Below are 12,695 nucleotides of genomic sequence, written 5' to 3'. Positions count from 1 at the left end.
TCCGGGCCGGAAGCAGGCCCCGCTTCCGGCCCGTTCGGGGTACGTTCGATGGCAGGGCCATTGGTCCCCGGCTGTCAGCCCCTTGGCCCCTGGCGGTTCCCCCGCCCGGGGGAGATGCTCCAGGTGTACCGGCCGGACGTCCGGCTGTCCGGCCGAACGACGCTCGTGGACGAGGTGAACCGGCGTGCACCACGCCAACGTCGCATCAGTGATGACCACCCCCGTGGTCCGGATCGCCCCCGAGACCGGCTTCCGGGAGATCGTCGCGCTGCTGACCGAGTACGACATCACCGGTGTGCCGGTGGTGGACGGGGACGGCCGGCCGCTCGGCATCGTCTCCGAGGCGGACCTGCTGCTCACCCTGGCCGCGCAGGAGGACCAGGGCAGCCTGCTGCCGCCCCCCGAGTTCTCCCGCACCGGTCCCGGCGGCGCGGTGACGGCCGTCGACCTGATGACCGGCCCCGCCGTCTGCACGACCCCCGACACCAGCGTGGTCGCGGCGGCCCGGCTGATGAGCCGGCACGGGGTGAAGCGCCTGCCGGTGCTGGACGAGGACGGCCGGGTCTTCGGGATGGTCAGCCGGGGCGACCTGCTCCGGGTCTTCCTGCGGGAGGACCGGGTGATCCGCCGGGAGATCGTCGAGGAGGTGCTGGGCGTGGTCGAGGGCGTCAGCCCGGCCGAGGTCGGCATCGAGGTGGACCAGGGCCGGGTGGTGCTCAGCGGCACCGTGCCGGAGCCCCACCTCATCCCGATCGTGCTGAACCTGTGCCGCTCGGTCGACGGCGTCGTCTCGGTCACCGACCGGTTGAGCGCCGAGACCTTCGGCGGCGAGCCGGCGAACGGTGAATCCGCCGGGGACGAGCCCTCCGGGGAGCCGCCGGTCGGCGACGGGCCCTTCGGTGGCGGATCCGTGTCCGCCGGTAGGGGCGTGCGCGGTGGCAACGCGCGCGGTAGTGGTGCGCCCACGCCCGTCGGCTGATCCCGTGCGCCGGCGCACCCGGCCCGCCCCGCCCCGACCGGGGGGCGCCAGGTCTGGACCCGGAGCCTCCGGTTCGCATACTGCGCTTCGTGCCGGGTAAATCACTCTCCGTGTGCGGCGGTATCCGGCCGCCGCGCCGCCGGGGCACCGGGGAGGCAACCGTGGCCGTCGTGTTCGACGCCGACTTCACATCGACCAGCCAGTGGATCGCGGGCCGCAGCAGCGCCTATCCCCGGATGGGGCCGACCAACCGGGGCGATCACAAACTCGACTTCCTCAGCCGCGCCCACTGCCCCGGAGGGGTGTTCGCCGCCACCCGGCGGCACGGCGGTGACCTGTGGACCTGCAACCTGCTGACCACCGAGGGGAGCCCGGAGGGTTTCCAGGCCCGCACCGGTGACACCCTCACCGCGCGGGTCACCCTGCCCGTCGAGCTGGGCGCCTGGCCCGCGATCTGGACCTGGCGGGAGGGTGGCAGCGAGGTGGACGTCTTCGAGTACCACCCGAACCACCCCGACCTGCTGGAGATCTCCAACCACGTCCGGGGCGGGTACCGGTACTGGCACGGCGCCGACGCCGGGATAGCCCCCGGCGCGACCTTCGACCTGCGGACCGTCTTCGGCGCTCACTCGGTGGACTGGTTCGTCGACGGCACGCTCATCCACGCCGACCGGCGCGGTGTCGGGCCGAACTGGCACGCCTTCCTGATCGTCAACCTCTCGGTCGCGGACGGGACCTACCACGACCGGCCGCCGGTCCTCGGGCCGGACCGGCTCAGCTGGGTCTGCCACAGCCTCCGCGTCGAGCGCTGAGCGGCGAGGCGGTGAAGCGGCGGGTGTCGAGCCGTGCCGCGAGCCGTCGGGCTGTGCCGCGAGGCGTCGGGAGGCGTCGTCCGCGGGTCAGGACTCGGGCGGGAACATCGCCGTGATCAGGCCGCGCGGGCCCGAGCGCTGGAACCAGACCACCCGGCGGTACGGGCCGATGTACGCCGGGTACGCGACGTACAGATCGTCCCGCGGGGCTCCCTCGTTGCCGGGCGCGAGCGCGGCGTCGACCGCGTCGGCGGCGATGGTGCGCAGCAGTGCGTGCGCCGTCGGGGCGGCCGCGGCGGGCGCGATGGCGAGGGCGGTGAGTTCGAACCAGAGCGCGGTGGAGACGTAGCTGACGGGGGAGTGGCGCAGGGTCGGGTGCGGCTGCGGGTCCTGGTAGCGGAGCAGCACCCCGGCCGCGACCTGGCGCTCGCGGTCGTCGGCCGGTGGGTGGTGGTTCATGGGTTGCCACGCTACCCCTCCGGGCCCGGGCGGGCAGCGCCCCGGCGGTGGCGGTGGCGGTGGGTGACGGGTGCCGGCATGCCGACGGGCCCGCCGCACTCGCGTGCGGCGGGCCCGTCCCGTTCCCTGCGTCCCGTTCCCCGCGTCACCGCGTTTCGCGGCGGTGTGCCCCGGGGGCTGCGGCGCCTCTGGGTGTCGGCGCTCCGGGGCCCCGTTGCGGAGGCCCCGCCCGGCTACTCGACGACGAGCTCGACCGGGATGTTGCCGCGGGTGGCGCGGGAGTAGGGGCAGACCTCGTGCGCCTGCTTCACCAGCAGCTCGCCGGTCTCGCCCGCCAGCGAGTCGGGCAGCTCGACCCGGAGGACCACCGAGAGGCCGAACCCGGCGCCGTCCTTGCCGATGGAGACCTCGGCCGTCACCGAGACCTCGCCGGTGTCGACCCGCGACTGCCGGCCGACCAGGCCCAGCGCGCTCGCGAAGCAGGCGGCGTAGCCGGCGGCGAACAGCTGCTCCGGGTTGGTGCCCTCGCCGTTGCCGCCGAGCGCGGGCGGCATCGCCAGGGCGAGGTCCAGCCGGCCGTCGGAGCTGACGGTGCGGCCCTCCCGGCCGTTCGCGGTGGCGGCTGCGGTGTAGAGCGCGTCCATGGTCCGTTCCTTCCGTCCTGCTGTGGTCGGTGTCTTAGGTGTCCCGGTGTCGGGTCGGCTGCCGTTTCCGGGCGTCCCGACGAGGACAAGTAGAGCACGCAATTAAGTTGCGCACAACTCAATGGCGTGGGAGGCATCGCTACCATGGAGACATGACCACGCTCCCCGACCGGCCGGACGCCGAGTTGCTCCGCCTCGACCAGCAGATCTGCTTCTCGCTGAACGCGGCCTCGCGCGCCTTCGGCGGCGTCTACCGGGTGCTGCTCAAGGACCTCGGGCTCACCTACCCGCAGTACCTGGTCATGCTCGTCCTCTGGGAACAGGGCGAGCTGCCCGTCAAACGGATCGGCGAGCGCCTCCGGCTGGACTCGGGCACCCTGTCCCCGCTCCTCAAGCGGCTGGAGGCGGCCGGCCTGGTGCGCCGCGAGCGCAGCCCGGAGGACGAGCGATCGGTCACCGTCAGCCTCACCGAGGACGGCGCCGCCCTGCGCGAGCGGGCCGGTCAGGTGCCGCGCCGCCTCCTCACCGCGACCGGCCTTCCGGTCGACGACCTCGCCGAACTCCGGGCCCTGCTCGACCGGGTCACCGTCGCCCTCGACGCGGCCGTCCCCGACCTGACCGAGGGGTGACCGAGGGCTGACCGGCACCGACGTCCGGCAGCGACGTCCGACCGGCCACCGCAGTCCGGCCGGGCTGCGGCGGCCGGTCGCCGCAGCCGGGCGCGGGCGCACGGCAGCGGTCCCCGGCCGGGGGGTGTCGGCCGGGGACCGCGGTCGGTGGGGACCCGTCAGGAGGCGGGCATCAGGACGGTGTCCACGATGTAGACCGTCGCGTTGGCGGTCTGCACGTCACCGCAGAGGACCTTGGCCGCGCCGTTGACGGTGAACTCCGGGACGGCGCCGGTCACCGTGACGTCGTGGGTCTCCAGGGTCTTGTGGCCGCCGGTCAGCGCGGTGGGGGCGAGGCGCTGCGGGACCACGTGGTACGTGAGGATCTTGGTGAGCTTCTCCTTGTCGGCGAGGACGGCGTCGAGGTCCTTCTTCGGGAGCTTGGCGAAGGCGTCGTTGGTCGGCGCGAACACGGTGATGTTCTTCGCCGAGTTGAGCGTGTCGACCAGGCCGGCCTGCTTCACCGCCGTGACGAGCGTGGACAGCAGCGGGTTGTTGGAGGCGGCGGTCGCGACCGGGTCCTGTGCCATCCCGTCGAAGGAGCCGGCGCCGTCCTTCGGCACGGCGGAACACGCGGCACCGAACGGCCGGCCGGCCGCCGCCTGGACGGCCGGGGATCCCATCCCCGGGTCGGGGCTGGTGGCGGCGGACGTGGAGCCGGCGGCGGTCGTCGCGGGCGCGGCGGACTTGGCCGTGTCGGACGCCTTGGTGCCGTCGTCGCTGCCGCAGGCGGAGAGGGCCGCGGCGAGGAGGCCGGCGGCGAGCAGGGCGGTGACGGGCTTGCGGCTCAGGATCGGGTTCATCGGACGGACTTTCTGTGAGGTGTGCCGGCCGGTTGCCGGCGACGGTCGAGGTGGTCCCGCAGGGGACCGGGGTTGGGACGGTGGGGGTCGGGTGGGGCCGCCGTTCGGGCGGCCGGGGAGTGGTTCAGACGACGGTGACGACCGTGCTGTGCCAGCCGGTCGCCCCCGACGGGTAGGGCGGTCGGCGGGCCTCGTCCTGGACGGCGCCGGCGGCGTCGGTGGCGCGCACCTCCAGGCGGTGCGTGCCGGGCGCGGCGCCCGTCCAGCGCAGGCTCCACTGCCGCCACACGTCGGGACCGGCGTCGACGGCGAGTGACGCCTGCCGCCACGGGCCACCGTCGACGCGGACCTCCACGGCGGCGACGCCCCGGTGGGTGGCCCAGGCGGTGCCGGCGACCGTGACGTCCCCGGCCGGGACGCGGGCGAAGGCGGCGGGAACGTCGATCCGCGAGGCCGTGCGCACCTCGCCGGTGCGGTCCCAGCCGCGCCGCACCCAGTACGGGTCGTGGGCGGCGAAGGTGGTGACCTCCAGGTCGACCAGCCACTTGGTGGCCGAGGCGTAGCCGTAGAAGCCCGGCACCACCGTCCGGCAGGGGAAGCCGTGCTCGACGGGCAGCGGCTCGCCGTCCATCGCGACCGCCAGCAGCGCCGTGCGGCCGTCCAGCACCGGGTCCAGCGGGGTGCCGATGGTCATGCCGTCCTTCGAGGTGCCCAGCAGCTGGTCCGCCCCGGCGCGCACACCGGCCCGGCGGAGGAGGCCGGGCAGGGAGGCGCCGAGCCAGCGGGTGGTGCCGACGTACGGGCCGCCCACCTCGTTGGAGACGCAGGACAGCGTGTGGTCGAACTCGTCCAGAGGCAGCGCGAGCAGGTCGTCGAAGTCGAGGAGAAGCGGTCGGTCGACGAGGCCGTGGATGCGCAGGGCCCAGTCGCGCGGGTCGATCCGGGGCAGTGCGAGCGCCGTGTCGACGCGGTAGAAGTCGGCGGTCCCGGTCCGGAAGCCCGGCATTCCGGGGAGCCGGAGGTCGGCGCCGGCCGGGAGCGGCGGCGCGGGGCGGGCCGGTGCCGGGAGCCGGACCGCGCGGCGGGCGGTGGTGACGTCGTTGCGGCGGTCGGACAGCGTCCGGCCCCCGGTTGCGAGTCCTGCGGAGACGGCGATCACGGCGCCGGCGGCGAGGACGGTCCGGCGGGCGGGTGGTGCGGGGTCGGGTCCGGCGGCCGTGGCGGTGTCGCGTGCCCGGTCGGGGCCGTGGCCGTCCGCCCTCTCCCGGTCCGTGTCCTGATCGGGGTCCGGTTCGGAGTCCTGCTCGGCGCCGGACCCCTCACGCGCCGTGCCGGTCCCTTCTCCGCCCCGCTCGCCGCCGCGTCCGTCGGTCCGTCCGTCGTCCGCTGCGTCTCCGCCGTCGCCTGCCCGGCCCTGTCCGTCGCCGGCCCGCGCTTGCGGGACGGACCGGACCGGCGGGGCGGGCCTGCGACGCAGGAGCGCGAGGAGTACGGCGGCCCCGGCCAGTGCGGCGGCCGACGACGGTAGCACGTCGGCGGGTCCGGCGTCCGGCCGGGCGAGTGCCGCCCAGACCCCCAGGGCGCCGAAGCCGACCGGAAGGAGGATGCCGAGGGCGCGGCGGCGGGCCGCGACCGGTCCGAGTGCGGCGGCGAGCACGGCGAGCACGGTGAGGATCCCGGACAGCAGCACCGTCTTGTCGGCGGTGCCGAAGGACCGCACCGCCCACTCCTTGACCGCCGTGGGGGCGAGGTCGATGGCGGTGGAGCCGATCGCGAGCACGGGCGCCGCCGCCGGCCGGCCGAACGCGGCCACGGCCTCGCCGACCCCGACGGCGGCGGCTGCGGCGGCGAGGCCGCACAGCATCGGAACCGCTGTCCGGCCGGGGCCGCGGGTGCTTCCCTCCGCTCCGCCGGGCGCTCCGCCGTGCACCGCGTCGCGCGCCTCGCCGCTCGCGTCGCGGTCGCGGCCCGGCGGCCGGATCCCTCGGGTGCTCGTCGTGTTGCTCACACCGCGCATTCGGCCCAGCCGCCGTGGCGGATGGGTGAGATCGGCACACTCACCCGATCGGGTGAATCGGGACCTCTGGAGCGACCCCCGGGAACTCTGCGGCCCCAGGGGCCTCCTGAGGCTCCTACAGCTTCTTGGCGCTGTGTGCCGGGCGGCTTCCGCTTCCGTCGGAGGCGCCGTTCAGGCATAATAAACGAACGTTCATTTACTAATGGTGGAGGTGGCCGGTGGCCGGTCGACCGAGAGGCGTCGACGACGCGGTGATCCTGCGTGCGGCGGTGGAGGTGATGGGCCGGGTCGGCCCCGCCGGGCTGACCCTGGCGGCCGTCGCGGGCGAGGTCGGGCTGGTGCCGGCCACCCTCGTCCAACGGTTCGGCTCCAAGCGCGGCCTGCTGGTCGCGCTGGCCGAGCACTCCGTCCGGGAGGCGGAGGCGCGCTACGGCGAACTGTCGGCCGAGCACACCTCACCGCTGGCCGCGCTGACGGCGCTGGCCGTGGACTCGACGGCCGCCATGGAGACGCCGGACGGCTACGCCAACCACCTGGCGTTCCTCTGTGCGGACCTCACCGACCCGACGCTCCGCGAGCACGCCCTGGCCGTCCACCGGAAGCAGCGCGAGGCGCTGGAGAGGCTCCTGGCCGAGGCCGTCGCCGCGGGCGAACTGCGCGCGGGGACCGACCCGGCGGCGATGGCCGGATCCGTCCAGGCGGTCGCCGCCGGCGCCGGACTGGCCTGGGCCCTGGACCGCGAAGGCACGCTGCCGCAGCGGATCGAACGGGAGATCGACACCCTGCTGTCGCCCCGCACGCCGTCGTGGGGCGGCACCGAGACGGAGGGATCATGACGCACGACACGCAGCCGCTCGCGGGGAAGGTCGCCCTGGTCGCCGGAGGCACCCGGGGCGGCGGGCGGGGGATCGCCGTCGAACTGGGAGCGGCCGGGGCCACGGTCTACGTCACCGGGCGGTCCAGCTCTGCCGGACGGTCCGAGCTGGACCGCCCGGAGACCATCGAGGAGACCGCCCGCCGGGTCACCGAGGCCGGCGGCACCGGGATCCCGGTCCGCACCGACCACAGCCGCCCCGAGGAGGTCCGGGCCCTGGTCGACCGGATCGCCGCCGAGCAGGAGGGTCGGCTCGACCTGCTCGTCAACTCCGTCTGGGGCGGCGATCCACTGACCGACTGGCAGCACCCGCTGTGGGAGCAGGACCTGGACACCGGCCTGCGGCTGGTCCGGCAGGCCGTGGAGACCCACGTCATCACCAGCCGGTACGCGCTCCCGCTGATGGTGGCGCGCGGCAGCGGCCTGGTCGTGGAGGTCACCGACGGCAACACCGCCCGCTACCGCGGCTCGTTCTTCTACGACCTCGCCAAGTCGTCGGTGATCCGGCTCGCCGTCGCCCAGGCGGCCGAGCTGAAGCCGCACGGGGTCGCAGCGGTCGCCCTCACCCCCGGCTTCCTCCGCTCGGAGGCGATGCTGGAGCACTTCGGCGTCCGCGAGGAGAACTGGCGCGACGGGGCCGCCGCCGACCCGGACTTCGCCCACTCCGAGACCCCCGCCTACCTGGGCCGGGCCGTCGTCGCGCTGGCCGCCGATCCGCACGTGATGGCCAGGACCGGCCGTGCCCTGGCCACTTGGGGCCTCTACCGGGAGTACGGGTTCACCGACGCCGACGGGACCACGCCGGACTTCGCCGCCCACTGGGCCGACGCCCTGGAGGCGGAGCACGGCCCGCTCGGCGAGCCGCTGTAGCGCCGGGCGCAGGCGGCGGCGGGGCGCCGGACATCCGGCGCCCCGCCCCCGGCCCGCTTCACCGGGCGGCGTCCCGCCCGTTCACCTCGGCCCGCCCTGCGTCGGCCCGCCCTGCGTCGGCCCGCTTCACGTCCGCTCGTTCACGCAGAGGATGTTTCCTTCGCTGTCCTTGAACCAGGCGGCGCGCATGCCGTCGGCCTCCACCACGCCGTCGACCGTCTTCAGCCCCGGCAGGTCGTACTCCTCGAACGTGACGCCGCGGCTGCGCAGCGTCGACATCTCGGCATCGAGGTCCGCGACCTTGAAACTGGCCAGGGTGTGCGCGGCCTGCCCGGCGGTCGGGGTCTCGTAGAGGCCGAACTCCGTGCCGCCGCACTCGAATGTGACGTCGTGCGAGCCTTCCTCGCTGAGCTTCACACCGAGGGTTTCGGTGTAGTAGCGCTTCGCCCGGTCCAGGTCGGCCGCCGGGATGATGGGGATCAGCGGTGCGTTTCCAAGCATGTCCATCGCCTCCTACTACCACCAGGCTAGTTCTCCGACCCGGCACGGCCACCTGGTGGTGCGGCGAGGGTCCCGGCCGCCCCGGCACCGTGGACGTCCGGCCCCTGCCTCCGCCCCTGCCTCCGCCCCTGCCTCCGCCCCTGCCTCCGCCCCTGCCTCCGCCCCTGCCTCCGCCCCTGCCTCCGCCCTCGGCTTCGGCCCGGCCGTGACCCCGGGGCGCGAGCGGTCGACGACCGCCGGTCACGATGCGCCGAGACGCCAGAGGGAGGTCACCTCGGCGGCGCGGGCGGCCCGGAGCGGGTCGCTCGGCCGGGTGCCGTCGGAGCCCCGGGTGGTCCCGGCGGGCTCGGTGGCCCCGGCGGGCCAGGAGGGTTCGGCGGCGCGGGCGGCCTCGACGGCCCGGCGGTGGCGGGGGCGGGTGTCGAGACGGCCGAGGACACGCAGACCGGCCTTGGTGAACGCCGCGTTCAACTCGTCACGGGAGCGCAGGCCCAGGTGCTCGGCGAGGTCGGAGAGGATCAGCCAGCCCTCCCCGCCGGGTACGAGCCGGTCCGCCAGGCCGTCGAGGAATCCGGTCAGCATGCGCCCGTCGGGATCGTAGACACCCTGGTCGAGGGGAGAGCTCTGCCGGGCGGGCAGCCAGGGCGGGTTGCAGACCACCAGGCCGGCCCGTTCACCGCCGGGTGGGTAGAGGCCGGTGCCGACCGGCCGGACGCGGTCGGCGAGCCCGAGCCGGTGCGCGTTGTCGAACGCGCAGGCGAGCGCGCGCGGGTTGACGTCGGTGGCGAGCACCCGGCCGATCCCGCGCCGGGCCAGCACGGCCGCCAGGACCCCGCTGCCGGTACCGAGGTCGAACGCCGTGCCGTGACCGGGGCCCGCAGCACGGACGGCGGAGGGCAGCGGAGCACGGGCGACCAGGTCGACGTACTCGCCGCGGACGGGGGAGAACACGCCGTAGTGCGGGTGGATGCGTGCGCCGAGCGCGGGCACGTCCACGCCCCGCTCGCGCCACTGCTGCGCGCCGAGGACGCCGAGCAGCTCGCGCAGCGCGACGACCCTGGGTCCGTCCGGCGGGCCGTAGGCCTCGCGGCAGGCCCTGCGCACATCCGGCGCGCGTCGCAGACGGAGTGAGTGATCGGCTTCCAGCAGCACCAGGAGCGAGCCGGCCACCCGGGCGGTCCGGGCGCGTTCCTCCCGGTGGAGCCGGAAGGCCTCGGCCGCGGTGGTCGGCGCCCTACCGCCGGGCACCTGCGGGCGGTGCGGGTCGGCGCCGGCCCGGCGAGCCAGGGCGGAACACAGCTGGCGGGCCCCGTGGTAGTCGCCCTGCCAGAGCACGGCGGTACCGCGCACCGCCCACGCGTGGGCGGCGTCGGCCCGCAGCCGGTCGTCGGCGACGATCACTCCGCCGGGCGGCGGCGCACCGTTCTCGGAATGCCAACGGGCGGGCAGGGCGGGAAGGGCGGCGCCGGTGATGACGCCGGGGGTGTCGGTCCGGTCGAGCTCGGACACCGGTACTCCTCGTGGTCGAACGTGCGGATGGGCACGAAGAGCACTTCGACGAGGAGGGGGAGCTGACAGCAGGTCAGGACGGGCGCGGCTCCCCGGTCGAAGTGCGGACCGTGGAGTCGCCGAGCACCATGCCGGGCACCGCGCAGCCTGTCATGAGCAGCCCTTTCCGGAAACGGGTGGATCCCGCCGTGGGTGGGCGGAACGCGGCGAGGGTGTCACGTCGTCGGGCTGCTCCGCAAACGAATTGCCACCCGCCGTACCGGACACGCAGGCGCTCTCCGTCCGCCAGCCGGCCCTCGGGCGGCCGGGTGGAGGGGGCGCGGGGAGGAGAGACACGGTGCTCCACCTCCCCGCGCCCGTTCACCCGTCACGGTCGGCCACGCCCGTCATCCGGCGGTGAGGAAGTCGGCGACCAGGGCGGCGAAGTCCTCGGGCGAGAGGACGCGGATGCCGAGCTCCTCGGCCTTGGCCAGCTTGGAGCCGGCCTTCCCTCCGGCGACCAGCAGCGTGGTGCGCTTGGACACGGACGAGGACGCCTTGCCTCCCGCCCGTTCGATCAACTCGTTCATCTCGTTCCGGGACAGCGCGGCGAGGGGCCCGGTCATGCTTCCCGTCACGACGACGGCCTCGCCCGCCAGCGGTCCTTCGCCCTGCGTCCCCTCCGTTCCCTCCGTCTCCGCCGTGGCCACGGCGGCCCGCACCGGCTCGGTCGTCGCGGTGCCGACGTTCTGCGCGATCAGCTTGTCCAGGACGGGCGCGAGTTCGACGAGCTCGGCGACGATCACCCGGGCCTTCTCCGGGCCGATGCCGTCGACGGTGGCCAGGGTCTCGGCGTCCGCACTGCGGATGGCGGCCATCGACCCGAAGTGGGCGGCGATGCGCCGGGACATGGTGCGTCCGGTGCCTCTCACTCCCAGGGCGCAGAAGACGCGGTTGAGCGGGCGGGCCCGGGCGGTCTCGATGGCGGCGAGGAGGTTGTCGGTGCTGGTGTCGCCCATGCGTTCCAGACCGAGGAACTGCTCGCGGGTCAGGGCGAACAGGTCCGCCACGTCGGTGACGAGCCCGGCTTCGACGAGCTGGACGGCGCGGGTGCCGCCGAGGCCCTCGATGTCCAGCTGGTCACGGCCTGCGGCGTAGCGGATCGAGGCGACCGCCTGGCAGTTGCGGCCGCGTGCGCAGCGCCAGCGCTGCTCGGTGGTGTCGATCGCGTCGCCGCAGCGCGGGCAGCTCTCCGGGAAGACGATCGGCTTCTCGTCTCCCGTGCGCTCGTCCACCAGCGGCGCCTCGACGCGCGGAATGACGTCGCCCGCGCGGTAGACGAAGACGCGGTCGCCGATCATCAGGTCGCGGCGGGTGATGTCGGCGGGGTTGTGGAGGGTCGCGTAGGTGACGGTGACGCCGTCGATGACGACGGGTTCGAGAACGGCGCGCGGGGCGATGATGCCGGTGCGGCCGACGTTCCACTCGACCTCCAGCAGACGCGTGACGCTGTGCTGGGCGGGGAGTTTGCGGGCGATCGCCCAGCGCGGGGCGCGCGAGCCGGAACCGGCCAGGGCCCGGTCGGCGGGGGAGTCGGCCTTGACCACGATGCCGTCGATGCCGAACGGCAGGGCGGCGCGCAGGGCGGCGATCTCCTCGACGCGCCGCTGGACCTCCTCGATCGTGGCACAGCGGGCGGGGCCGACGGCGGTGGAGGCCGCGGTGTTGGCGCCGAGGGCCGCCAGTCGCTCCAGGAGGGCGCTGTGGGTGAGCTCCTCGCCGAGGCCGGGGCCGAGGGCGTCGTAGGCGAAGAAGGTCAGCTCGACGCGGTAGGGGCGGTCCTTGGCCCGCAGGGTGCCCGCGGCGCCGTTGCGGGGGTTGGCGAACGGCGTCGCGCCGTGTGCGGTCCGGACCGTGTTGGCGTGCTCGAACTGCTCGGCGGTGAGCAGGACCTCACCGCGCAGTTCGACGTCGACGGGGGCCGCGAGTTCGGCGGGCAGACCGAGGATCGCGCCGGCGGCATGGGAGATGTCCTCCCCGGCGAGGCCGTCTCCACGGGTGAGGATCCGGTGCAGGCGGCCGGCGCGGTAGCGGGCGGCCACCGCGAGCCCGTCCAGCTTGGGCTCCACGCACCAGCCGTCGACGGGGTGGCCGAGGCGGCGCTCCAGCCCGGCCGCCCAGTCCGCGAGTTCCTCCGCGGTGAAGACGTTGTCGAGGGACAGCATCGGCACGCTGTGCGGGACGTCGCCGCCGACCGCGCCGCCGGCGACCTTCCCGGTGGGGGACTCCGGCAGGGCCTGGTCGGGGTGTGCGTCCTCGAACGCGGCGACGGCGCGGAGCAGTGCGTCGTACTCGTCGTCGCCGAGCGGTGTCGAGCCGTCCGTGTAGTACGCGGCGGAGGCCTGGAGGGCCGTCCGGACGGCGGTGGCGTAGTCGGCGGGGGAGAGCACTGCGTCTGTCATGTGGCCATCCTGACCTGTGCCACTGACATCTCCGGTCGGCGCCGCGGACGGCCGTCCGCGCCGTCGGGGCGGGCCGGCGCAGTGCCCGGGACGGTGGCCGGGACAGCGGCCGAGGGGG

At 74.9% G+C, this 12,695-nt stretch carries 12 protein-coding genes; 5 read left to right on the top strand and 7 right to left on the bottom strand.

Annotated elements, in window-relative coordinates:
- Positions 1-184: 184 nt before the first annotated feature.
- The gene (locus PUR56_RS41630; protein WP_329952811.1) at positions 185-979 is read left to right on the top strand and encodes a CBS domain-containing protein; all 795 of its coding nucleotides are present in this window, start codon (positions 185-187) and stop codon (positions 977-979) included.
- Positions 980-1,140: 161 nt separating this feature from the next.
- The gene (locus PUR56_RS41625) at positions 1,141-1,791 is read left to right on the top strand and encodes a beta-glucanase (RefSeq protein WP_329952810.1); all 651 of its coding nucleotides are present in this window, start codon (positions 1,141-1,143) and stop codon (positions 1,789-1,791) included.
- 87 nt (positions 1,792-1,878) lie between these two features.
- On the opposite strand, the gene PUR56_RS41620 is transcribed toward PUR56_RS41625, so the two are convergent.
- Together PUR56_RS41620 and PUR56_RS41615 are read right to left on the bottom strand one after the other, a co-directional pair.
- On the bottom strand, positions 1,879-2,250 hold the full coding sequence (locus tag PUR56_RS41620; RefSeq protein WP_329881139.1) for a hypothetical protein: 372 nt from the start codon (positions 2,248-2,250) through the stop codon (positions 1,879-1,881).
- Between the two features lie 233 nt (positions 2,251-2,483).
- Positions 2,484-2,894 carry an organic hydroperoxide resistance protein gene (locus PUR56_RS41615; RefSeq protein ID WP_329881137.1) on the bottom strand — a complete coding sequence of 137 codons (411 nt, stop codon included), beginning with the start codon at positions 2,892-2,894 and terminating at the stop codon, positions 2,484-2,486.
- A 152-nt stretch (positions 2,895-3,046) separates the two neighbouring features.
- Between PUR56_RS41615 and PUR56_RS41610 the strand changes: the two genes are divergently transcribed.
- Positions 3,047-3,523, top strand: a complete 477-nt coding sequence (locus PUR56_RS41610) for a MarR family winged helix-turn-helix transcriptional regulator (RefSeq protein ID WP_329881136.1) — start codon at positions 3,047-3,049, stop codon at positions 3,521-3,523.
- A gap of 158 nt (positions 3,524-3,681) precedes the next feature.
- Here the strand turns inward: PUR56_RS41610 and PUR56_RS41605 are convergent, their stop codons facing one another.
- Positions 3,682-4,365 (bottom strand): fasciclin domain-containing protein, encoded by a 684-nt coding sequence (locus PUR56_RS41605; protein ID WP_329952809.1) that lies wholly within the window; start codon positions 4,363-4,365, stop codon positions 3,682-3,684.
- Between the two features lie 124 nt (positions 4,366-4,489).
- A complete protein-coding gene (locus tag PUR56_RS41600; RefSeq protein ID WP_329952808.1) occupies positions 4,490-6,373 on the bottom strand; it encodes a molybdopterin-dependent oxidoreductase in 1,884 nt (627 codons plus the stop codon).
- A gap of 227 nt (positions 6,374-6,600) precedes the next feature.
- On the opposite strand from PUR56_RS41600, the gene PUR56_RS41595 reads away from it, so the two are divergent.
- Positions 6,601-7,218, top strand: a complete 618-nt coding sequence (locus PUR56_RS41595; RefSeq protein WP_329952807.1) for a TetR/AcrR family transcriptional regulator — start codon at positions 6,601-6,603, stop codon at positions 7,216-7,218.
- On the top strand, positions 7,215-8,126 hold the full coding sequence (locus PUR56_RS41590; RefSeq protein ID WP_329952806.1) for an SDR family oxidoreductase: 912 nt from the start codon (positions 7,215-7,217) through the stop codon (positions 8,124-8,126). Before PUR56_RS41595 ends, PUR56_RS41590 begins: the two co-directional genes overlap by 4 nt.
- Positions 8,127-8,252: 126 nt before the next feature.
- Here the strand turns inward: PUR56_RS41590 and PUR56_RS41585 are convergent, their stop codons facing one another.
- The 3 genes from PUR56_RS41585 to ligA form a co-directional block, all read right to left on the bottom strand.
- Positions 8,253-8,627, bottom strand: coding sequence for a VOC family protein (locus tag PUR56_RS41585; protein WP_329881126.1), 375 nt, complete (start codon positions 8,625-8,627; stop codon positions 8,253-8,255).
- 240 nt (positions 8,628-8,867) lie between these two features.
- A complete protein-coding gene (locus tag PUR56_RS41580; protein WP_329952831.1) occupies positions 8,868-10,100 on the bottom strand; it encodes a class I SAM-dependent methyltransferase in 1,233 nt (410 codons plus the stop codon).
- Positions 10,101-10,522: 422 nt separating this feature from the next.
- Complete coding sequence (gene ligA / locus PUR56_RS41575) at positions 10,523-12,577, bottom strand: NAD-dependent DNA ligase LigA (RefSeq protein ID WP_329952805.1); 2,055 nt, start codon at positions 12,575-12,577, stop codon at positions 10,523-10,525.
- Positions 12,578-12,695 lie beyond the last annotated feature (118 nt).

It is taken from the genome of Streptomyces sp. BE303, from assembly GCF_036290945.1.
In the GTDB taxonomy this organism is placed as follows: Bacteria; Actinomycetota; Actinomycetes; order Streptomycetales; family Streptomycetaceae; genus Kitasatospora.
Note: the sequence above shows the minus strand (reverse complement) of the source record. Positions and strands in the feature narration are given on the sequence as shown.

Coding starts and splice junctions, on each gene's coding strand:
- PUR56_RS41585 (WP_329881126.1), bottom strand. CDS start 8,627: ATGCTTGGAAACGCACCGCTGATCCCCATCATCCCGGCGGCCGACCTG.
- PUR56_RS41590 (WP_329952806.1), top strand. CDS start 7,215: ATGACGCACGACACGCAGCCGCTCGCGGGGAAGGTCGCCCTGGTCGCC.
- PUR56_RS41615 (WP_329881137.1), bottom strand. CDS start 2,894: ATGGACGCGCTCTACACCGCAGCCGCCACCGCGAACGGCCGGGAGGGC.
- ligA (WP_329952805.1), bottom strand. CDS start 12,577: ATGACAGACGCAGTGCTCTCCCCCGCCGACTACGCCACCGCCGTCCGG.
- PUR56_RS41605 (WP_329952809.1), bottom strand. CDS start 4,365: ATGAACCCGATCCTGAGCCGCAAGCCCGTCACCGCCCTGCTCGCCGCC.
- PUR56_RS41610 (WP_329881136.1), top strand. CDS start 3,047: ATGACCACGCTCCCCGACCGGCCGGACGCCGAGTTGCTCCGCCTCGAC.
- PUR56_RS41620 (WP_329881139.1), bottom strand. CDS start 2,250: ATGAACCACCACCCACCGGCCGACGACCGCGAGCGCCAGGTCGCGGCC.